Below are 20,905 nucleotides of genomic sequence, written 5' to 3' on the forward strand. Positions count from 1 at the left end.
ATCCGGCCAACTCAATGCCGACTGCCAATTTTTGTAAAAAATGCGGTACCGCCTCACAGACGGGGCGACCGCTTTGCCTAAAATTTATACACAACACGATCTTCATCCATCTGATGGAAGGCGTGGTGCTCTCGGGCACATGAGGCCCAATCGGCAATGACAATAAAAGGCGAGTCAGGTTAAAAAGACACCATGAAAACACGACACATCCTGATGACCGTGGCTCTGGTGCTGAGTGGCCAGGCCAGCTCACAAACCACGTTCTCTGACCCGGACGCGGTGGCCAACGATATTTTCTGGAACAAGCTCTACCAGGACGGCGGCAAGACCTTTTTCTGCCAGAAGCCGTTCAACGGCAAGTCGTTCCTGTTGTCAGCGGGCTATATCTATCCGCTGAGTCATGTGCGTAACGCCCTTCATTGTGGGTCTCCCAGCCAATGTGAGCGGGAGAGCGACGTCTACCGCTATATTGCGTCGGATCTGCATAATATGATTCCGGTGGAAACCCAGGTGGAAATGCGACGACGCAGTGCCAAATATGCCCAGTTGGGTGAGCGCGTTGACGTCAACGAATGCGGTATCCGCGAAAGCCTCCAGAACATCGAGCCGCCGGATGCCATCAAGGGCGATGTGGCGCGTGGCGTGGCCTATATGGTCAAGACCTATGATCTGCCGCTGATTACCTCACCACAAGTGCTGGCGAGCTGGAATGCGGGCGATCCGCCCGACGACCAAGAACTGGCCCGCAACCGACGCATCTCGGACATTCAGGGCAGCGATAATCCCTTCATCAGTCAACCCGATCTGCTGGACAGCAATATCTGACCCGTCAGCACACCTTTTCCTGCCCCCAAACAAAAGGGCCGCCTGATCACCCGGCGGCCCTTTTGATGTGGTCAACCTCAAAGAGCGATTAGAACTCTTCCGCGGTCAGGTCCATCATTGATGCACTGCCACTGCGGATGCCCTCGGCCAGAGACACGGTCTTTGGCAGCATCCGGTCAAAGTAGAAGCGTGCCGTCTTCAGTTTACCCGTGTAGAAACCGGACGTATCACCTTCGGCCTTCGGCGCCGCGGCCTTGACAATGCGCGCCCACATATAGGCGAGTGCCGTCAGGCCGAACAGGTCGAGATAGTCCACGGACGCCGCCCCGACTTCGTTCGGGTTCTCGGCCGACGCCTTGATCACGCTTTCAGTCACATCCGCCAGACGCTCCAGGGAGGCCGCGAGCGGCTCCAGATAGGGTCGTAGGGCTACATCGTTCTGGTTGGCCTCGATGAACGCGCCTACGTCTTCGGCAAACAGCTCGAAGAAGCGACCGCCGTTAGCGACCACTTTGCGGCCCATCAGATCCAGTGCCTGGATGCCGTTGGCGCCTTCGTAGATCTGGGTGATGCGTACATCACGGACCAACTGCTCCTGGCCCCATTCACGGATGAAGCCGTGGCCACCAAACACCTGCTGACCGATCACGCAGGCGTCCAGGCCGCGATCGGTCAGGAACGCCTTGGCCACCGGCGTCAGCAGGGCCACCATGGCTTCGCCGTGCTGGCGACGCTCGTCGTCTTCCGCATACTTGGCGATGTCCAGCCACTGGGCCACATAGGTGGAGAAGGCGCGACCGCCTTCGACGTAACCCTTCATGGTCAGCAGCATCCGGCGCACGTCCGGGTGCACAATGATCGGATCCGCCGCTTTCTCTTTCTCTTGCGCACCGGTCGGAGCCCGGCTCTGCAGACGCTCCAGGGCATATTCCCGGGCACTCTGCAGGGACGCCTCAGCGGCGCCGATACCCTGGATGCCCACACCCAGACGCTCGTAGTTCATCATCGTGAACATCGCGGCCAGGCCTTTGTTGGGCTCGCCCACCAGCCAGCCTTTGGCGCCGTCGAAGTTCATGACACAGGTGGCGGACGCCTTGATGCCCATCTTCTTCTCGATCGAGCCACAGGCCAGCGTGTTGCGTTCGCCCAACGAACCGTCCTCGTTGACCAGGAACTTCGGCACCAGGAACAGGGAAATTCCCTTCGGCCCCTTGGGCGCGTCCGGCAGCTTGGCGAGAACCAGGTGGATGATGTTCTCCGCCATGTCGTGCTCGCCCCAGGTGATGAAGATCTTGGTCCCGGTGACGTTGTAGGAGCCGTCGTCGTTCGGCTCAGCCTTGGTGCGGATGATGCCCAGGTCCGTGCCGGCGTGCGGCTCGGTGAGGTTCATGGCGCCGGACCAGGTGCCTGCGTACATGTTGGGCAGGTATTTCTCTTTCAGCTCCTGGCTGCCGTGGGCGTCCAGCGCCAGGCAGGCGCCCGCCGTCAGCATCGGCGCCAGGCCGAAGGCCATATTGGAGGCCTGGATCATTTCCTCGAACTGGGCCACCAGAGTCTTGGGCATCCCCATGCCGCCAAACTCGGGGTTACCACCGAGGCCGTTCCAGCCGCCTTCCACGATGGTCTGGTAAGCTTCCTTGAAACCTTCCGGCGTAGAGACCTCGCCGTCATTCCACTTGCAACCCTGTTCGTCCGCTTCACGGTTCAGGGGAGCCAGAACGCCACCGGCGATCTTGCCGGCTTCCTCGAGAATGGCGTCCGCGGTCTCGGGGTCCACGTTTTCCGCCACTTTGGGCAGGGAGGCCCACAGGGCCGGAGCGTCAAAGACTTCGTTCATGACGAATCGGATGTCACGCAGGGGTGCCTGATAATCTGCCATCAATCAATTCCTCTCTGTACGGGCGTGAACAGACGTAACCGTTATTATTGATCGGGATTCTAACCGAAAACCGGACCGGCTCTCACTGACTGATCTTCGTCGAAAAGACCCGTTTGGATGAGTCGCCGGCCCCAAAGAACCGGTAGCCTACGAAAAAGCCCGCCTCCTTCGGAGTGCGGGCTTTCCTTGCCTTACAACCTGCGCGTTACATCAGAACGCGAAGTGGTCTTCCGGCAGGTCCATCAGGCTGTCGGCGCCGGCCAGCATGCTCTCTGCATGGCCTTTGGAGCGCGGCAGCAGGCGCTTGAAGTAGAAGCGCGCGGTCTGGACCTTGGCGTTGTAGAAGGCTTCCTCGGAGGTGCCTTCCGCCATGGCGTCCAGCGCGACCTTGGCCATGCGGGCCCACAGGTAGGCGAAGACCGCGTAACCGGAGTACATCAGGTAGTCGACAGACGCCGCACCCACTTCGTCCCGGTTCTTCATGGCGTTCATGCCGATCTTCATGGTCAGATCGCCCCACTCCTTGTTGATCGCCTGCAGCGGCTCAACAAATTCCTTCATCTGTTCGTTGTCGGCGTTTTCCTTGCAGAATACGTGAACCTGCTTGGTAAAGCCTTTCAGCGACTCGCCCTGGCTCATCAGGACCTTACGGCCCAGCAGGTCCAGCGCCTGGATACCGGTGGTGCCCTCGTAGATCATGCCGATCCGGGCGTCACGAACGTTCTGCTCCATGCCCCACTCGGAGATGAAACCGTGACCACCGAAGACCTGCATACCCAGGTTGGCGGACTCGTAGCCGATTTCGGTCAGGAACGCCTTGGCGATCGGGGTCAGGAAGCCGAGCATTTCGTCAGCGGCCTTACGCTCTTCCTCGGTCTTGCCCTGGTGAACGATGTCCGCCTGCTGAGCAGCGAGATAGATCAGCGCACGTGCGGCTTCAGCCACGGACTTCTGGGTCAGCAGCATGCGACGCACGTCCGGGTGAACGATGATCGGATCCGCCGGGCCGTCCGGGTTCTTGGCACCGTTCAGCGAGCGCATGGCCAGACGCTCCTTGGCGTAGGTCAGTGAGCCCTGGAAGCCCAGTTCCGCCGCACCCAGACCCTGGATCGCGGTACCGATACGGGCGGTGTTCATGAAGGTGAACATGCAGTTCAGGCCCTTGTTTTCCGGCCCGATCAGCCAGCCCTTGGCGCCGTCGAAGTTCATGACGCAGGTGGCGTTACCGTGGATGCCCATCTTGTGCTCGATGGAACCACAGGACACGGCGTTGCGCTCGCCCACGGAACCGTCTTCGCTCGGCAGGAACTTGGGCACGATGAACAGGGAAATCCCCTTGGTGCCTTCCGGTGCACCCGGCAGACGCGCCAGGACGATGTGGACGATATTCTCGGCCATGTCGTGCTCACCGGCGGAGATGAAGATCTTGGTGCCGGAAATGCTGTAGGAGCCGTCGGCGTTCGGCTCGGCCTTGGAACGCAGGATGCCCAGGTCTGAGCCACAATGCGGCTCGGTCAGACACATGGTACCGGTCCACTCACCGCTGATCAGCTTGGTCAGGTAGACCTGCTTCTGCTCTTCGGAGCCGTGCTGCTCGATGGTGTTGGTCGCACCATGACTCAGCCCCGGGTACATACCCCAGGACCAGTTGGAGGTGCCGACCATCTCGCTGATCACGATGCCGATGGAGCTCGGAAGACCCTGACCGCCGTAGTTGGGATCGGCCGTCATGGACGGCCAGCCGCCTTCCACGTACTGCTGGTAGGCTTCCTTGAAGCCGGTTGGCGTCTTGACGCCATCTTCGCTCCAGGTACAGCCTTCCTGGTCGCCCACCTGGTTCAGCGGGGACAGGACCTGCTCACAGAACTTGCCACCTTCCTGGATAATCGCGTCGACCATATCCGGAGTCGCGTCTTCGGCACCTTCCAGGTTGGCGTAATGCTGTTCGCTGTCCAGAAGCTCGGACATCACAAATTTAATGTCACGCAGGGGCGCTTTGTACTCAGGCATGGGTTACACCTCATTCTCGGTCGTGTCCGGCGGGATCCGCGGAGCACCGGCCTTGGTTTGGCACATGGGCAGGCGCAGGCGCTCTACCCGTTAATTAAACGGTTGTTTGAAACATACGTTTGTAAGTGGGCGCATGTCAAGAGTCCGATGAGCAATTTATGCGATCCGTATCATGCCTTGGAGAGTGCCTCTGCCGGGGTGGCAGGCCTTACAGGGAGGGATCAGGCGGTCGCCTGGAATGCCGTAGCTGGCTCGTCCGATTCAAGGCCGGTCAGCCCTTCGACACGGCGATAGGTGGCCCCTGCGGCACGACTGGCGGACACCGGAGAATCACTGCCCTCAGCGCCCGCTGAAGACGTTGCGCGACCGCTCTCTTCCGCCCTTTCGACCTGGGCCTGCAGCAGGATCTGCATGGCCTGCGCTGCCACCTGCCGATCCTGGGACGACGGCTGTGCCGGCGCCAAAGCCGCCGCTCGGACGGTGCGCATCTTGTCGATCGTTGCCTGGGGGTTACCTGATACCGGTGAGATATCGATCGGGACTTCACCCTCGGTCGCGTACTGGGCGCCATCGGGACCACGGGTGTAGGTAAAACTGGCGGCGCCGGCATGTTGGCCCCCGGCGGACTGGTGCGCCGACTCGTGAGCCCGCACTTCCCTGTCGCGCGACTTCAGGTCACGCAGTTCAGCCAGATCCGAATCATCAAGCGATGCATCCGATTCTGCGCCCTGGGCGCGGGCTTTAATGGCTTCGGTGGGAGAATCCGCCTTGGCGGGACTGGCATCCGCCGTATTCGACGGCGCGCCGGAGCGTTGTCCGGACGCCGACGATCTAGCGTAAGGAAGCGATGTTCCAATAGACCCGAGAGAAACGGTCACCGCAGGGCTCCATCAGCTATGCGGATCAGGCCATGACGTCGAGCAACGATCCAAGCGTCTCGTCGGCGGTTTTCACCACCTGCGCAGAGGCCTCGACGTTGCGTGCATACAGCTTCATATCGACGATGGGTTCAATCAGATCGTTACTGCTCTCGGCGCTGCCCTGGGGGCCATCCGTACCGGCACGCGCGATTTTGCGGGCGGATGCTTCCATCCCCGCCATCCCGTCCTGGACGCCCTGAACACCGATCGCGAAACTGTTGTTACTGATCATCATGGTGACCACCTATTGAACCATGACTGCATTGAAGCAGAGCGCTGTTCAATTATCAATCAACGGTTTCAAATCGATACAATTTGTCAGCGCCTCTATATCAAGCGTTTCCTGCCACGGCAGCTCACCCAGCATGGGCGCAGGCAGATGCTGGCGCAGATAGGCCAGATTCTCAGCCTCAACCGGCATCGGTTCAGGCGCCAGGCGGTTGGCGACCCAACCCGCCACGGGCAGACCGTCAGCACGAATCGCTTCGGCCGTGAGCAGTGCATGGTTAATGCAGCCCAGTTGCAGTGGCACGACCATGATCACCGGCGTGTTCAGCTCCTGGGCCACCCGGGAATAGGTTTCCCGATCGTTCAACGGCACTCGCCAGCCTCCGGCACCTTCCACCAGCATGACATCCGCCGGCCGCATCTGCATGCCGCGACAGAGGCCAACGAGACGCTGTGCGGTAACCTGACGTCCCGCCTGCACCGCCGCGATATGGGGCGCGATGGCCGGCTCCAGCGCCACCGGGTTAACCTGGTCGTAGGACAGCGCCTCCGTCATGGCCGCCTGAAGCGCCAGGGCGTCTTCGTTACGCAATCCCTCGGGCGTCACCTCGCAGCCGGACGCCACGGGTTTGATCGCCACCGTGCGCAGCCCGGCTTTTGCTGCAGCGCGCAACAGAACGGCGGATACCAGTGTTTTTCCCACACCGGTGTCGGTGCCGGTCACAAAAAAAGTACGTTTGGCCATGGTCTGGTCAGAATCCTATACAGCAGCGCCTGACGGTCGACGGGCAATCAGGTAACCGGCTTCATAGCTGGCGACCACACTCCCGCCGTCCTGGCGCGGATAACAGTGGTAGAGTTGTTTGAGACGACGCGCGCCGGTCAGGGAGCGCCGTCGGTCTGGCGCCTTGTGATGGGCACCGAGGTCCTTGAGTTCCCGCAACAAGACAGCCGGGTGAGAATAGTCCAGAACAATGCGCTCCTGCCGGACTTCACCACCGCCGAAGACGCGCGCCAGCGCATCGTAAATCATTGCAGGTGCTTCAAATTCATTAATGTGGGATTGTCCGGGGTCTGCCGCCTGCCAGGCCTGGTCCAGTTCACACAGGGTGCCGTCCAGCAGCGTGGAACACACCAGCCAGCCCCCGGGACGCAGGATTCGGAACGCCTCTCTGAGCACCGGCTCCGGATCGTCACACCACTGGATCATCAGGTTGGAAAACACCACATCCTGACTCGCATCCGCCAGCGGAATGGCTTCGGCATCCGCCGCCACCCAGCGTGCCGACACCGCCCGGTGGGCGCGGGCATAATCCAGCATATCCGGAGACAGGTCGATGGCGTTCAGCCACTCCGGTTGCAGCTTTCGTTGCAACGGTTCCAGAAAGAGCCCGGTGCCGCAGCCCAGGTCTGTCACCTTGTCGGCCCGATCACCCGGCAACAACCCCAGCAGGCGTTGCCCCATGTGGCGTTGCAGGCGGGCCGCCCGGTCATAACTGGCCGCGGCCGCGCCAAAATCCCGGGCAATGCTCGCTCGGGTGCCACGACGTGAAGCCATGGACGCGTCGAGATCAGGCCGCCTGACCAGCGCGGTATTCATTCAGACAGTCCTCGATTGCCCGACGGACTTGCGTTGCCGCGTCGCCGAAGGGCCAGTGATAGAGATTCTCCAGCAGCCGGACAGGTCGCCCCTGCGACTGCAACAGGGCGGCGCAGGCCGGATCGACCAGCGGGTCACGACGACCAAACAGGTGCAACGTCGGCACGGTTAATTCGGCCCATTCCTGACGCTGGTCCACTTCGGCCAGCCACGCCAGACTGTGGATCAACACGGTGCTGCTGGCTGGTGGCCCTGACGTCAACCAGGAGTCCAGCGCCTGCCGACCTGCCGGCGCCCCGTGAACCTGCAACAACATGAATCGCTGCCATTGGCGGGCAGCCTGACGTTCAAGCCCCTGCCGAAATCCGGCGAAGGTGTCTGGCGCCATGCCGGTAGCGCCCGCCTCGCGGGCCACAAAACAGGGATGGGTGCACAGGGTGATCACGCCGGCGATCCGCTCTGGCGCGCGACGGGCGATCGCCATAGCCAACAGACCGCCCAGCGACCAGCCCACCAGCCATTCGCGATCACCGAGGCGGTCGAGAAGGGCATCGGCGGCGGCATCGAACGAAGGAATGCCGGCAAGGAGCGAGTCATCAAGAGAAAACGCCGTCACCTCGGTCGCCAAACCATCAACAAGCGGCCGAATCATATCGACCGGCGCGCCCCAGCCGCTGATCAGTGTCAGCCGGTCGACGGGCGCCCTCATGCGGCCGTGCCGGAGAGCGTTTCCCGACATTCGGTCAGCGCCTGCAACAGCCGGTCGAGGTGCGCTTCCGTATGCGCCGCGCTGAAGGTCACCCGCAGCCGGGCCTCGCCTTCGGGCACCGTCGGTGGGCGTATGGCGGTGACCCAGATGCCCCGGGTTTCCAGCGCCTGGCTCAGGGCCAGCGCCGACCACGCGTCGCCCAGCAGTATGGGCTGGATCGGGGTATCCGAAGGCATCAACGTATACCCCATGGCGCTCGCTTGCCGACGAAACCGGGCGATCAGTCGCGCCAGGTGGTCGCGGCGATCATCGCCCTGCTCCAACAGCTTGACGCTGGTGCAGGTAGCCCTTGCTATGGCCGGCGGCATGGCGGTCGTGTAGATGTAGGTACGGGCCTTCTGGACCAGGTAGTCCATCATCAGCTGCGACCCGGCGACGAAGGCGCCGCTGGTTCCAAACGCCTTGCCCAGCGTGCCAATGACGATGGGTACGTCCTCCGCACTCAATCCGAAATGATCGACGCTGCCTCGCCCCCCGGTTCCGATACAACCGAAGCCATGGGCATCATCCACCACCAGCAGCGCATCGTGATGCCGACAAGCCGCAGCGATCTCCGGCAGCGGCGCGACATCGCCATCCATACTGAAGACACCATCGGTCACCACCAGCTTGTGGCCGTCGGTTTCCGCCAGCATCGCCTCCAGTGACTCAACGTCAGCGTGGGGATAACGACGGACCCGGGCACGACTGAGAATGCAGCCGTCAATCAGCGAGGCGTGGTTCAATCGATCTGAAAAGATGGTGTCACCACGCCCGGCCAGGGCACTGATGACGCCCATATTCGCCATGTAACCGGTAGAGAAGAACAGTGCCGCCTCGCGACCGGTGAAACGGGCCAGCGTCTCTTCCAGTTCATGATGCGCGCTGTGATGACCGCAGATCAGGTGGGAGGCGCCGCCGCCCAGCCCGGTATCCAGCAGCGCCTCACGGGCCGCCGAGACGCTGTCGGGATGGTTCGCCAGCCCCAGATAGTCATTGCTGCAGAACGACAATACGGACCGCCCGTCAACCACCATTTCCGGTTGCTGCGGCGTCTGTACCTCACGGCGCCAGCGATAGAGGCCATCGGCCTGGCGCCGTTCCAGTTCGGCCCGAAAATCACGCACGGGTCACCTCAAGCGGTCTGACGATCGGTGGCGTCGTAGAACAGGTGGCGGTTGCGTTCTTTCTCCATCGCATCCACCAGGCCGGCTTCGCGCTCTTCGTCAGTGTGGGCTTCGCCGCGCTGCTCGGGACGAATACCCAGACGCTTGAACAGCTGCCGATCGTGATCCGCTTCCGGGTTGGTGGTGGTGAGCAGCTTCTCACCGTAGAAGATGGAGTTGGCACCGGCCAGGAAGCACAGCGCCTGCATCTGATCGTTCATGTTCTCGCGACCAGCCGACAGGCGTACGTGGGATTCCGGCATGACGATCCGGGCCACCGCGATGGTGCGCACGAATTCGAACGGATCCAGGTCGTCGACGTCTTCCAGCGGTGTGCCGGCCACCTTGACCAGCATGTTGATGGGGACACTTTCCGGATGGTGCGGCAGGTTGGCCAGCTGCATGATCAGCCCGGCCCGGTCGTCTTCATCCTCCCCCATGCCCATGATGCCGCCACAGCAGACCTTCATTCCGGCCTTACGCACATTGTCCAGCGTATCCAGACGGTCCTGGTAGGTCCGCGTGGTGATGATGTGGTTGTAGTATTTCTCGGAGGTATCGAGGTTGTGGTTGTAATAGTCCAGCCCCGCTTCGGCCAGTTGGTCGGCCTCGCTCTGCTGGAGCATGCCCAGGGTCATACAGGTTTCCAGACCCAGGGATTTCACCTGCCGCACCATGTCCAGGACGTAGGGCATGTCCTTCTTGGACGGACTGCGCCAGGCCGCACCCATGCAGAACCGGGACGCGCCCTTGTCTTTTGCGGCACGGGCCTCGGCCACCACTTTTTCGATTTCCAGCAGCTTTTCCTTTTCCAGCCCGGTGTTGTAATGACCGCTCTGCGGGCAGTATTTGCAGTCCTCGGGACAGGCACCGGTCTTGATGGAGAGCAGCGTGCTGACCTGCACCTCGTTGGGATCGAAGTGCTCGCGGTGTACGCTTTGCGCTTTGAAGACGAGGTCGTTGAACGGCAGGTCGAAAAGCGCGCGGATCTCGTCCAATGTCCAGTCGTGGCGGATCGGTGATGCTGTCATGGGAATCGGTCCTGTATGGTTCTCATCAGGGCCAGGCTGGGCCCGCCCTTTATTTTCTGTTCAAGGATTGAACGCATGATAAATTGCCTGACCACGCTGTCAACCTTCATACAACGAAAGGTTAACAACTGGCCGCGTCCCGGACATCCCTGCATCACATGCCTTGCAACCACCCGCGAGCCGGGCCTTTGCAAGGACTGCGCCGCCGACCTGCCCCGCAATTCATTGGCCTGCCGACGCTGCGCGCTTCCGTTGGTTAACCCCGGTGTGCTGGTCGGTAACGAGCTGTGCGGCCCCTGCCTGACCAGACCGCCGGCCTTTGAAGCCACCGTGGCCCCCTGGCTCTATGGTTTCCCCGTCAACCAGTTGATCAGCGGATTCAAGTTTGGTGGGCATCGTACCTTCGGACGGCCACTGGCCGAGATGCTGGCGACGGAGTTGGAGCAGGCACAGGTCGATCGCCCGTCCTGCCTGGTCCCGGTTCCCATGCATCAACAGCGGTTGCGAGAGCGGGGCTTCAATCAGGCTGAGGAAATCGCATTGTGGCTGTCGGACCGCCTGAAGATTCCGGTGCGCGCGGAACTGGTCCGACGCCGGCGGGAGACCAGCGCCCAGTCCGGCCTGAACCGGCGCCAGCGGTTACAGAATCTGCGTGGCGCCTTCGAGGTCGGCACCGACCTCCCGGATCATATCGCCATTGTCGACGATGTCATGACGACCGGTGCGACCGTGCAACAGATGGCCAGCGCCCTGCAGCGGGCCGGAGTCAACCGCGTGCAGGTCTGGGCACTGGCCCGAACGCCTCAAATTCCGGAGCGTGCTATCTGAGACGGCCCGCAACCTCTCGGGCCAGAGCCAGGCAGGCGGTCAGACCCGGGGATTCGATACCGAGGAGCTGCACCACGCCCGCCAAACCGTGCTCCCGTTCATCCTGGACCCGAAAGTCCTGAAAGCCCGTTCCCGGACCGGCCAGTTTGGGCCGGATACCGGCATAGGCCGGCTGCAGCCGCGCCAGATCCAGCGCCGGCCACCAACGGCGGATGGATTCAGCGAAGTGATCACGGCGGGCCGGATCAACCTGGTAATCGAGACGATCGATCCACTCCACATCCGGCCCGAAGCGCGCCTGTCCTGCCAGATCCAGCGTCAGGTGAATGCCCAGCCCGCCGGGCTCGGGGACCGGATAAATCAGCGTGTCGAATGGATGGCGCCCCGAGTAACTGAAATAGCAACCGCGGGCAAACCAGGCCTGCGGTCGAATCGACGCCGGGTACCCCTCCCAACGCTCCAACAGCGCAATGGCGTCCAGGCCTGCAGCATTCACCACCCTGGGGGCCACCAACTCGCAAGGCGAATCACCGCCAACCCGCACCCGATGCATACCGTCACTGATGACCGAAACCGCCGGCGCCCGGCAGATGACATACCCGCCCGCGGCCTCCAGGTCGCCCAGCAGGGACAGCATCAGCGCGTGGCTATCGACGATCCCCGTGGTCGGGGAAAACAGGCCATCGGCCGCGGACACGTCCGGCAACGCCTGCCTGAGCCTCTCGCCCGTTCCCCGCTGCAACGGCACACCACAGGCGCTGGCTCGCATTTCGATGTCCACCAGCACGTCGGCCTGCTGCGGATCGGTGGCAATAATCCACTTCCCCGTGCGACGAAAGGGGACCCGGCGCTCCTCGCAATAGCGGTACAGAGCCTGTTTGCCGTCGATGCACAGCCGGGCCTTCAGGGAATTCGGTGGATAGTAGAGACCGGCGTGAATCACCTCACTGTTGCGCGATGATGTCCCCTCGCCCCAGTGATCGCCCGCCTCCAGCACCACGACGCTCTGGCCGGCCAACGCCAGTTCACGGGCAACAGCCAGGCCGACCACACCCGCGCCAATGACGACCGCATCCACGGAAAACTGTTCTACGCTCATCGAATCGGCCGATCCTCTAAAGTCTGTTTACGTGGCGTCCATACAAGCATCGGCGCGCCCCCCTGACAATGCTACTATGCCCCGTTACCTTTCATCGGATGAGGGATAGGGGGGAATGTGAGCAACTCTGGACGGCAATGGGCCATGGCGGGCCTGGTATTGACGACGCTGTTCTGGGCCGGTAACGCGCTGGTTGCCCGCGGTACGTCGGAGTCGATCCCTCCGTTCGCGTTGTCGTTCTGGCGCTGGCTGATCCCGACAATCTACCTTGCACCGTTCACCTTCCAGGCCGTGCGGCGTTATCGCCATATCCTTCGGGCGCACTGGAAACAGGTCATTGCCCTCGCCTTTTTCAGTGTCGGCGCCTATAACACCATTCTCTACCTGGCAGCCCAGAGTACCGGCGCGATTAACATCGCCCTGGTCAGCTCCACCATGCCACTGATGATCGTGCTCTTTTCCGCCATCATCCTGCGAACGCTTCCCCAACATCGCCAACTGGCAGGGCTGATTCTCGCGTTCTGTGGCGTACTGACGATCCTGACCCGTGCCAACCTGGATACTCTTTTAAAAGTGAACTTCAATCCCGGCGACCTGCTGATGATCCTGTCCATCAGCAGCTGGGCGCTGTATTCGGTGCTGCTTAAGCGTTGGCCACTGGATATCCCGCTGTTCCCGCTGCTCTGCATTCTGATCACGCTGGGGACGCCGATGATCCTGCCGTTCTACCTGTGGGAACTGCACAACGAAGGCGGGTTTGTCCTCAACGTGGGCAACCTGTCCGCCCTGCTCTACGTGGGTACCTTGCCCAGCGTCGCCGCGTATTTCCTGTGGAACAACGGCGTGCGCACCCTGGGCCCGGGCATGGCCGGGCTGTTCGCCTATCTGATCCCGGTTTTTGCGGCGCTGATCGCCGTGCCCGTGCTGGGCGAGTCGATCGAGGGCTATCATGCTGTCGGCGGCCTGTTGGTTTTGGCGGGACTATTGGCAGCATCCCGTCGACCCAAGTCGGAAATCGTCGCGGATCGACTGACCCGATCGCAGGAAGGCGATAGGTAGGATAATCACACACAACAGGCGGCCAAGCCGGTATACTCTGGGATGAATCCATCCGGCGGACGTGGCGACGCCAATGGATGTGCAGGCAAGGAGTGCAGTACAGATGTCGGATCGTAAGCAGTTCCTGATCGTGATGCTGGTCGCGGCCGTCTTTATCGGATGGCTGAGTTGGCGCGGTATCGAAGTGATCTCATTGAATAACCATTTGCAGGATGACCCGAAACTGAGCAGCTATCCGTACCAGTTCCGGGTGCTCCGGGTTGAAGGCGATACGGCCATCATGTCGTCGCCCCGGTCTTACGAAGTCAGCACCCAGGATGCGCTGCGAACCCTGTTTCCCAGCATGCGTTCACTCAGTGACGACCACCGTGACTGGCAGCGGGCCGAACGCGAATTTGCCCACCTCCAGGCCCATGCCGGCAATCTGGTCCTTGCCGACGACCGTATCGACAAGATCCGCTGGGAACTGGATGAAAACTGGTATCACCTGAAGCGAATGGATCCCCGCGGCAAGCTGGCCTACTGAACGATCCGCACAGGCTCGAAGACCTGTGTGACGACCCGGCCTGTGGTATATTGCGACGCCATACTTCACGATCCGCCTGAACTATGTCTGACACCGGACTCGACACCACTGGACATCCCTACGATCACCTGACGCCCGACGTCCTGCTGGACGCCATGGAAGAGGCCGGCTTTCACATCAACGGCCGCATTTTTCCCCTGAACTCCTACGAGAACCGGGTCTACCAGGTCGGCATCGAAGACAGCCCGTCTGTCATCGCCAAGTTCTACCGCCCGGGCCGCTGGAATCGGGAACAGATTGCCGAGGAACACGCCTTTTCACTCGAGCTGGTTGATGCAGAAGTGCCTATCGTCGCACCTGTGAAACTCGCAAACGGCGATACCATCGGCGAACACAACGGCTTCTGGTTTGCGGTCTTCCCGCAGCGCGGCGGCCAGGCGCCGGACACCAGCGAACCGGACATGCTCTGGCGTCTGGGGCAATGGTTGGGCCAATTGCACAACGTGGGCGCGCGGACGCCGTTCCAGCACCGTCCAACGCTGGACCTGATAACGGGCCTGGAGAAGGAAGCCCGTTACCTGACGGACAGCGGCCTGATCCCCACCGACCTGCGACCGGCCTGGGACTCACTGATTCCGGATCTGCTGACCCACGCCGAGCAGCGGGTGGAAGAGGCCGGCCCCGTCGATACCGTGCGCCTGCACGGCGACTGTCATGCCGGTAACATTCTGGTGCGTGATGAGCAGATGCTGTTTGTGGATCTGGACGACTGCCGCCAGGGTCCCGCCATCCAGGATCTCTGGTTGCTGCTTAACGGCGACGAGACCGAGCGTTCCCTGCAGTTCAGTGAGCTCATGGAAGGCTACGAAACCTTCCGCGATTTCAATCGCCGCGAGCGCTACCTGATCGAGCCGCTGCGCTGTTACCGCCAGATCAGCCACGCCGCCTGGCTGGCGCGCCGCTGGAATGACCCGGCCTTCCCCAAATTCTTTCCCTGGTTCGCCCAACCCCGGTTCTGGTCCGACCAGGTGCTGGCCTTGAGAGAACAGCTTGCTGCGCTGCAGGCGCCGCCGATCAATCCGGGTGGGCCCTTCTGATATGGCACAAGACGAACGCCGCTACAGCGTCCGGGCCCTGATCATCGTCACCTTTGTGGCCATCCTCGGTACGGTGCTGACACTGGAGACCGCCGGATTGATCAGCCACACCCGCGACAAGAACAAGGTGCAGGTCGGTGAATTCAGGGCGGTCTATGTCGGCCCCCGCGAAGACTATCGAATGTCGCCCAAACCCTCTGAACTCCATGCCGAGTGCTACGACGGCTACCTGGCCGTGGGCTCTGACACCGACATCACCCTCAAGGGCGTGCTGGTGGATTACAAGAACCGTGGCATCCGCTGCACGGTGGCGCCCCGACCACCCCAGGTTGCCCCTGAAGCACCCGCTCCGGAAGCATCTAACCACACAGGAGGCGACGATGGGCAAACCCAGTGATCCGAAATCCAGTGAGCCCCTGTTCGAGGCGGACCGCATCTACACCGACACGGCATCGCAGGGTGGCGATTTCCGCTTTGATGCGGCCGTGGCCCGGGTTTTCCCCGACATGATTCGACGCTCCGTGCCCGGTTATACCACCCTGATTCCCATGATCGGCATCATCACCGAGCGTTTTGCCCAGGACGGCACCTTCTGCTACGACCTGGGGTGCTCCCTGGGCGCGTCGACACTGGCCATGCGCCATGGTGTCGGCGACCGCAACTGCAAGGTGATCGGCATCGACAACTCACCGGATATGATCGAACGCGGCCGTCATTTCATTGCGCTGGACGACCACCCCGCACCGGTGGAGCTGCGTTGCGAGGACATCCTCGACAGCCAGCTCGAGAACGCGTCGGTGACGACCCTGAACTTCACGCTGCAGTTCATCGAACCGGATCAGCGTCCGGAGCTGTTGGGCCGGGTCGCCCGGGCGACGCAGCCGGGTGGTGCCCTGATCCTGTCGGAAAAGATCCGCTTTGAGATGGATTGGGAGCAGACCCTGCAGACCGATCTCCACCACGATTTCAAGCGGGCCAATGGCTATTCCGACCTGGAGATCAGCCGCAAGCGCTCGGCCATCGAGCAGGTCCTGATCCCGGAGACCATCACCACCCACCGTGAACGCCTGCTGGACGCCGGCTTTGACCGCGTCACCCTGTGGTACCAGAACTTCAACTTCGTATCCCTGCTGGCCCTGAAACAGCCCTGAACCTGCCGGAGACCGTACCTCGTGTTCGATTGGAAACACCGTTACCAGCCCCTGCTCAGCGACCTGGAATCCAACGGTCTGGAGGACTGGGCCGCCCAGATTGCCGACCAGCTTTACCGGCGTTTCGAATCCAATCCCCATGGCGACATGCAGCGCTGGAACGCCGCGCTGTCCGAGCTACCCGTACTGCACGAGGTGGAAGCAGACCTCAACGCCCCCGCCGTGACCCTGCGCACGCAGACGCCACTAAACCCGACCCAGCAAAAAGATCTGGAAACGGGACTGCGGGGCCTGATGCCCTGGCGCAAAGGCCCGTTCGATTTTTTCGGTACCCACATCGATACTGAATGGCACTCCGACTGGAAATGGGACCGCGTCGCGCCGTATATCAGTGATCTGGACGGCCGGCGCGTACTGGATGTGGGCTGTGGCTCGGGCTACCACATGTGGCGCATGGCAGGCGCCGGCGCCGAGGAAGTGATTGGCGTTGATCCGGGCCTGCTGTTCCTGATGCAGTTCTTCAGCGTCAAGGATTACATCAGTGAACCCCGGGTTCACATGCTGCCGGCGCGCCTGGAAGACCTCCCCCCCAAGCTGGCTTGCTTTGACACCACCTTTTCCATGGGCGTGCTCTACCACCGGCGCTCCCCGCTGGATCACCTGCTGGAGCTGCGGGATACCCTGCGTGACGGTGGAGAAGTGGTTCTGGAGACGCTGGTGGTTGATGGGCCTGAAGGCTACAGCCTGATGCCCGAGGACCGCTACGGCATGATGCGCAACGTCTGGTTCCTGCCCAGCTGCGATACGCTGTTGCGCTGGCTCGATCGCACCGGCTTCAAAGACGCCCGGGTCGTCGATGTCTCCGTGACCACCACCGAGGAACAGCGATCCACCGACTGGATGCGATTCCAGTCCCTGAAGGACTTCCTGGATCCGGACGACCCGACCCGGACGATCGAAGGCTATCCCGGCCCCAAGCGGGCGACCCTGGTGGCCACCAAGGGCTGACCCCGGTATCGCGCACAAAAAAAGGCGAAGCGCCAGACGCTTCGCCTTTTTTCATTTCGATGACCCGATGGCGGGCGACTCTCAGTTCTCGCCGAACGGATGCCGCATGACGATGGTTTCCACACGGTCCGGACCGGTGGAAATGATATCGATCGGGGCTTCGATCTGCTGCTCGAGGAAGCGGATATACGCCTTGGCGTTGTCCGGCAGCTGATCGAGGCTGGTCAGCCCTACCGTGCTCTCTTTCCAGCCCGGCAGCTCTTCGTAAACCGGCTCGATGTCGGTGTAGTTGTCGCAACCGATCGGCGGACGCTGGATCTCACCGTTAGGCGTCTTGTAGCCGATGCAGACCTTGACTGTGTCCAGGCCGTCCAGCACGTCCAGCTTGGTCAGGCAGATACCGGATACACTGTTGATCTGGATGGCGTGACGCAGGGCAACCGCATCGAACCAGCCACAACGGCGGGCACGACCGGTGGTCGTGCCGAATTCGCGGCCTTTCTCAGCCAGATGCTGGCCAAAATCGTCGAACAGTTCGGTCGGGAACGGGCCGGAGCCGACACGGGTGGTATAGGCCTTGGTAATGCCCAGCACGTAGTCCAGGAACAACGGGCCAAAGCCGCTGCCGGTGGCGGTACCGCCGGCTGTGGTGTTGGACGATGTCACGTACGGGTAGGTGCCGAGATCGATATCCAGCAGAGAACCCTGGGCGCCCTCGAACAGGATATGCTCGCCCTTCTTGCGCAGGTCATGGAGGATATCGGTGACATCCGCCGCCATCGGCAGGATTTCCTTCGCCAGGCCCAGCAGATCGGCCAGCGCCTGGTCGACGTCCACCGCTTCCTCACCGTAGTACTCGGTCAGCACGAAGTTATGGAACTTCATGATCTCGCGCAGTTTGGTTTCGAAGCTGGCAGGATCGCACAGATCGCCGACACGCAGGCCACGACGGGAGACCTTGTCCTCGTAGGCCGGACCGATACCGCGTCCGGTGGTACCGATTTTGTCGTTACCGCGGGCCTTTTCCCGGGCCAGGTCAATGCGGATGTGGGTCGGCAGGATCAGTGGACAGGCCAGGCTGACGCGCAGGCGATCGCGTACTGCGACGCCGCTCTCTTCCAGCTCGCGCATTTCCTTGAGCAGCGCTTCCATGGAAAGCACCACGCCGTTGCCGATCAGGCAGGTTACGTGTTCCCGCAGGATGCCGGAGGGAATCAGATGCAGGGCCGTCTTCTTGCCCTCAATCACCAGCGTGTGGCCCGCATTGTGACCGCCCTGGAAACGGGCAACCGCAGCCGCCTGATCCGTCAGCAGATCCACAATCTTACCCTTGCCTTCATCACCCCATTGGGTGCCGAGTACAACGACGTTCTTACCCATGATGTTCTCTCAGTACGCCCGTTTCGGGGCGGCCGCCCCTATCCGTTAAGTGACTCGACGACCCACTGGCCGTCCCGTTGAATCAGTTGCCGAGTACAGCCCCGCGCCTCTGGCGTCGCGCCGGAATCATCCGGCAGGGCCTGCAGTACCGTCTCGGTTTGACGCAGCGCCGCAATGGCGTCTGCCAGGGCCGGATCATCGCTGACCGGCGCCCAGATCATGCTGCGTCCCGGCACACCGGCGCGCTCACCCAGCGCCACCAGGGCCCGGACATCGGCGCTGAAGCCGGTTGCCGGCCGCGGCCGGCCAAAATCACGGCCGATGGCGTCATAGCGCCCGCCCTGAGCCACGGCCTGGCCGTGGCCCGGCGCGTAGGCCGCAAACACAAGCCCCGTATGGTAGTTGTAACCGCGCAGCTCGCAGAAATCGAAGCCCAGATCCACATCCGGAAAGCTCTTCGATATGCTGCCGGCCACCCGGGAAAGCTCATCAAGCGCCTTCAAGGCCTGGCTGGAGGCGCCCTGCAGCACGTCACGCGCCTCATCCAGCACCTCAATGCCGCCACTCAGGCGCGCCAGGTTGCGCAAGCGGCCAGCCGGCGTCGCGGCGGCACTGTCGCCCAACAGCTCATCAAGCTCGGGGATGGACTTGCGGCGCATGGCGTCGAAAATCGCCTGTTCGGTCTGTGCGTCAAAATCCGCTTCCGACATCAGCGACTGGTAGATGGCCACATGGGCCAGGTCCAGGTGAACACGGGGAATCCCGGCGATGCGCAGGGTTTCCAGCATCAGTCGGATCACTTCCTGGTCGGCCACCTCAGAGGCGCTGCCGAACAGCTCACAACCCGCCTGGATCGGTGTACGGCCCGTCAGCATATGCTGGGGCCGGGTATGCAGGACATGCCCGGCGTAGCACAAGCGTGTCACGCTATCCTGACGAAGGGTATGAGCATCAATACGTGCCGCTTGCGGCGTCATATCGGCGCGCACCCCCATCATCCGCCCAGTCAGCTGATCGGTCAGCTTGAACGTTTGCAGGGCCAGATCATTACCGGTGCCGGTGAGCAGGGACTCGAGGTATTCGATCAGGGGCGGGATCACCAACTGGTAACCCCAGCGCTGGTAAGTGTCCATGATATCGCGGCGCAGGGATTCGATTCTGCCGGCCAGGGGCGGCAGGATATCCTCCACACCATCAGGCAGTAACCAGCGGTCGGAAGCAGTCATGAGTCGCTAAAAATCCGTTCTTGGCGCCTGCCCTGAGGCAGACTTCAGAATTTAGAAGGTCCCGGTATGCCGCGCCCAACGGCCAGGGCATCGGGATTTCCGGAGGCCCTCATCGGGCAAACGAAAAGGAACCACAAAACCCGGCAATTCTACACATTTGAAGGGCACAAAAAAACCGGAGCATGGCTCCATGCTCCGGTTTATTTTACCCGCCGTGCGGGCTGATCCCAATCGTGCCGTTACTGGCTCGCCTTGGCGCCACTCAGGTTTTCCATGTAGCGCATGAAATCGCTCTTGGAATCGATCACCATCATGTCGCTCTTGTCAGCGAATGACTTCTCGTACGCGGTCAGGCTGCGATAGAAACGGTAGAACTCCTCGTCACCCTGATAGGCTTTCGCATAGATCTTGGCCGCTTCGCCGTCACCTTCACCGCGGGTGGTTTCCGCCTTGGCGTAGGCTTCCGCCAGTACCACCGTGCGCTGACGGTCGGCATCGGCGCGGATGCCTTCGGCCAGCTCTTTACCGCGGGAACGGAATTCCTGGGCCAGCTTCTCACGCTCGGTGCGCATCCGGCGATAGACGTTGTCACTGACCGATTGCGGCAGTTCAATCGCCTTGACCCGAATGTCCATCACCTTGACGCCCAGCTCATCGATGAGGGTGTCATCGATGCGATCGACCAGTTTTTCCATCAGCTCATCACGCTGACCGGATACCACTTCGTGCATGGTGCGGATACCGAACTCGTCCCGAAGGCCGTTGTCGACCCGCGAGGACACCAGCGAGATGGCGCGCAGCTCATCGCCGCCGGTCGCCCGGTAGAACTCATCCACATCCTGGATGCGCCAGGCGATGTAGGAATCCACGTCGAGCGGTTTCTTTTCAATGGTCAGGTACTGGCGGGTCGGCAGGTCGTTGGTCATGACCCGTACGTCGAACTGACGCACCTTGTCGATGACCGGCACCTTGAAGTGAATGCCCGCCGGGATATCTGTCTCAACCAGTTCACCGAAGCGCAACAGAACGCCACGATGGGTTTCCGGGATGATGAACACGCTGGACGTCACCAACAGCACAACGATGAGTGCGCCGGCCAGTCCGAGAACAGCTTTAGGACTCAT

The 20,905-nt window shown here is 61.8% G+C and carries 21 protein-coding genes; 8 read left to right on the plus strand and 13 right to left on the minus strand.

Annotated features, from left to right (window positions below; all coding sequences use genetic code 11):
* Positions 1 to 192: 192 nt before the first annotated feature.
* On the plus strand, positions 193 to 825 hold the full coding sequence (locus J3364_RS06180; protein WP_349557507.1) for an endonuclease: 633 nt from the start codon (positions 193 to 195) through the stop codon (positions 823 to 825).
* A gap of 88 nt (positions 826 to 913) precedes the next feature.
* On the opposite strand, the gene J3364_RS06185 is transcribed toward J3364_RS06180, so the two are convergent.
* The 9 genes from J3364_RS06185 to bioB form a co-directional block, all read right to left on the minus strand.
* Positions 914 to 2,704, minus strand: coding sequence for an acyl-CoA dehydrogenase C-terminal domain-containing protein (locus J3364_RS06185; protein WP_349557508.1), 1,791 nt, complete (start codon positions 2,702 to 2,704; stop codon positions 914 to 916).
* Between the two features lie 210 nt (positions 2,705 to 2,914).
* A complete protein-coding gene (locus J3364_RS06190) occupies positions 2,915 to 4,714 on the minus strand; it encodes an acyl-CoA dehydrogenase C-terminal domain-containing protein (protein ID WP_349557509.1) in 1,800 nt (599 codons plus the stop codon).
* Positions 4,715 to 4,935: 221 nt separating this feature from the next.
* Positions 4,936 to 5,592, minus strand: coding sequence for a putative metalloprotease CJM1_0395 family protein (locus J3364_RS06195; RefSeq protein ID WP_502882481.1), 657 nt, complete (start codon positions 5,590 to 5,592; stop codon positions 4,936 to 4,938).
* A 25-nt stretch (positions 5,593 to 5,617) separates the two neighbouring features.
* Complete coding sequence (locus tag J3364_RS06200) at positions 5,618 to 5,866, minus strand: flagellar basal body rod C-terminal domain-containing protein (protein ID WP_123633017.1); 249 nt, start codon at positions 5,864 to 5,866, stop codon at positions 5,618 to 5,620.
* A gap of 48 nt (positions 5,867 to 5,914) precedes the next feature.
* Entirely contained in the window at positions 5,915 to 6,607 is a 693-nt protein-coding gene (gene bioD, locus J3364_RS06205) for a dethiobiotin synthase (protein ID WP_349557511.1), read from the minus strand.
* Positions 6,608 to 6,622: 15 nt separating this feature from the next.
* Entirely contained in the window at positions 6,623 to 7,462 is an 840-nt protein-coding gene (gene bioC / locus J3364_RS06210) for a malonyl-ACP O-methyltransferase BioC (protein ID WP_349557512.1), read from the minus strand.
* The gene (locus J3364_RS06215) at positions 7,434 to 8,171 is read right to left on the minus strand and encodes an alpha/beta fold hydrolase (protein ID WP_349557513.1); all 738 of its coding nucleotides are present in this window, start codon (positions 8,169 to 8,171) and stop codon (positions 7,434 to 7,436) included. Before J3364_RS06215 ends, bioC begins: the two co-directional genes overlap by 29 nt.
* Positions 8,168 to 9,337, minus strand: coding sequence for an 8-amino-7-oxononanoate synthase (gene bioF / locus J3364_RS06220; RefSeq protein WP_349557514.1), 1,170 nt, complete (start codon positions 9,335 to 9,337; stop codon positions 8,168 to 8,170). Before bioF ends, J3364_RS06215 begins: the two co-directional genes overlap by 4 nt.
* Positions 9,338 to 9,345: 8 nt before the next feature.
* Complete coding sequence (gene bioB / locus J3364_RS06225) at positions 9,346 to 10,413, minus strand: biotin synthase BioB (RefSeq protein WP_407944052.1); 1,068 nt, start codon at positions 10,411 to 10,413, stop codon at positions 9,346 to 9,348.
* A gap of 261 nt (positions 10,414 to 10,674) precedes the next feature.
* Between bioB and J3364_RS06230 the strand changes: the two genes are divergently transcribed.
* Entirely contained in the window at positions 10,675 to 11,235 is a 561-nt protein-coding gene (locus J3364_RS06230; protein WP_349557515.1) for a ComF family protein, read from the plus strand.
* Here the strand turns inward: J3364_RS06230 and J3364_RS06235 are convergent.
* Positions 11,228 to 12,334 carry an NAD(P)/FAD-dependent oxidoreductase gene (locus tag J3364_RS06235; protein WP_349557516.1) on the minus strand — a complete coding sequence of 369 codons (1,107 nt, stop codon included), beginning with the start codon at positions 12,332 to 12,334 and terminating at the stop codon, positions 11,228 to 11,230. The genes J3364_RS06230 and J3364_RS06235 overlap by 8 nt on opposite strands.
* 117 nt (positions 12,335 to 12,451) lie before the next feature.
* On the opposite strand from J3364_RS06235, the gene J3364_RS06240 reads away from it, so the two are divergent.
* From J3364_RS06240 to cmoB, 6 genes are all read left to right on the plus strand, one after another.
* Positions 12,452 to 13,393: a DMT family transporter gene (locus tag J3364_RS06240; protein ID WP_349557517.1), complete on the plus strand. Its 942-nt coding sequence runs from the start codon at positions 12,452 to 12,454 to the stop codon at positions 13,391 to 13,393.
* A gap of 103 nt (positions 13,394 to 13,496) precedes the next feature.
* Positions 13,497 to 13,919, plus strand: coding sequence for a hypothetical protein (locus J3364_RS06245; RefSeq protein ID WP_123632599.1), 423 nt, complete (start codon positions 13,497 to 13,499; stop codon positions 13,917 to 13,919).
* 83 nt (positions 13,920 to 14,002) lie between these two features.
* Positions 14,003 to 15,016 carry a serine/threonine protein kinase gene (locus tag J3364_RS06250; RefSeq protein ID WP_349557518.1) on the plus strand — a complete coding sequence of 338 codons (1,014 nt, stop codon included), beginning with the start codon at positions 14,003 to 14,005 and terminating at the stop codon, positions 15,014 to 15,016.
* Position 15,017: 1 nt separating this feature from the next.
* Positions 15,018 to 15,413, plus strand: coding sequence for a PA3694 family proteiin (locus J3364_RS06255; protein WP_349557519.1), 396 nt, complete (start codon positions 15,018 to 15,020; stop codon positions 15,411 to 15,413).
* Complete coding sequence (cmoA, locus tag J3364_RS06260) at positions 15,397 to 16,167, plus strand: carboxy-S-adenosyl-L-methionine synthase CmoA (protein WP_349557520.1); 771 nt, start codon at positions 15,397 to 15,399, stop codon at positions 16,165 to 16,167. The genes J3364_RS06255 and cmoA overlap by 17 nt, the downstream gene beginning before the upstream one ends.
* Before the next feature lie 21 nt (positions 16,168 to 16,188).
* On the plus strand, positions 16,189 to 17,175 hold the full coding sequence (gene cmoB, locus J3364_RS06265; protein ID WP_349557521.1) for a tRNA 5-methoxyuridine(34)/uridine 5-oxyacetic acid(34) synthase CmoB: 987 nt from the start codon (positions 16,189 to 16,191) through the stop codon (positions 17,173 to 17,175).
* Between the two features lie 81 nt (positions 17,176 to 17,256).
* Here cmoB and J3364_RS06270 read toward each other — a convergent pair whose 3' ends face one another.
* The 3 genes from J3364_RS06270 to hflC all read right to left on the minus strand — a co-directional run bounded on the left by J3364_RS06270 (position 17,257) and on the right by hflC (position 20,905).
* Entirely contained in the window at positions 17,257 to 18,555 is a 1,299-nt protein-coding gene (locus J3364_RS06270) for an adenylosuccinate synthase (RefSeq protein ID WP_349557522.1), read from the minus strand.
* A gap of 38 nt (positions 18,556 to 18,593) precedes the next feature.
* Positions 18,594 to 19,781, minus strand: coding sequence for an ATP phosphoribosyltransferase regulatory subunit (locus J3364_RS06275; protein ID WP_349557523.1), 1,188 nt, complete (start codon positions 19,779 to 19,781; stop codon positions 18,594 to 18,596).
* Between the two features lie 239 nt (positions 19,782 to 20,020).
* Positions 20,021 to 20,905, minus strand: a complete 885-nt coding sequence (gene hflC / locus J3364_RS06280) for a protease modulator HflC (RefSeq protein ID WP_349557524.1) — start codon at positions 20,903 to 20,905, stop codon at positions 20,021 to 20,023.

Origin of the sequence: Marinobacter sp. NFXS9 (genome assembly GCF_040148665.1) — a bacterium.
GTDB lineage: Bacteria > Pseudomonadota > Gammaproteobacteria > Pseudomonadales > Oleiphilaceae > Marinobacter_A > Marinobacter_A mangrovi.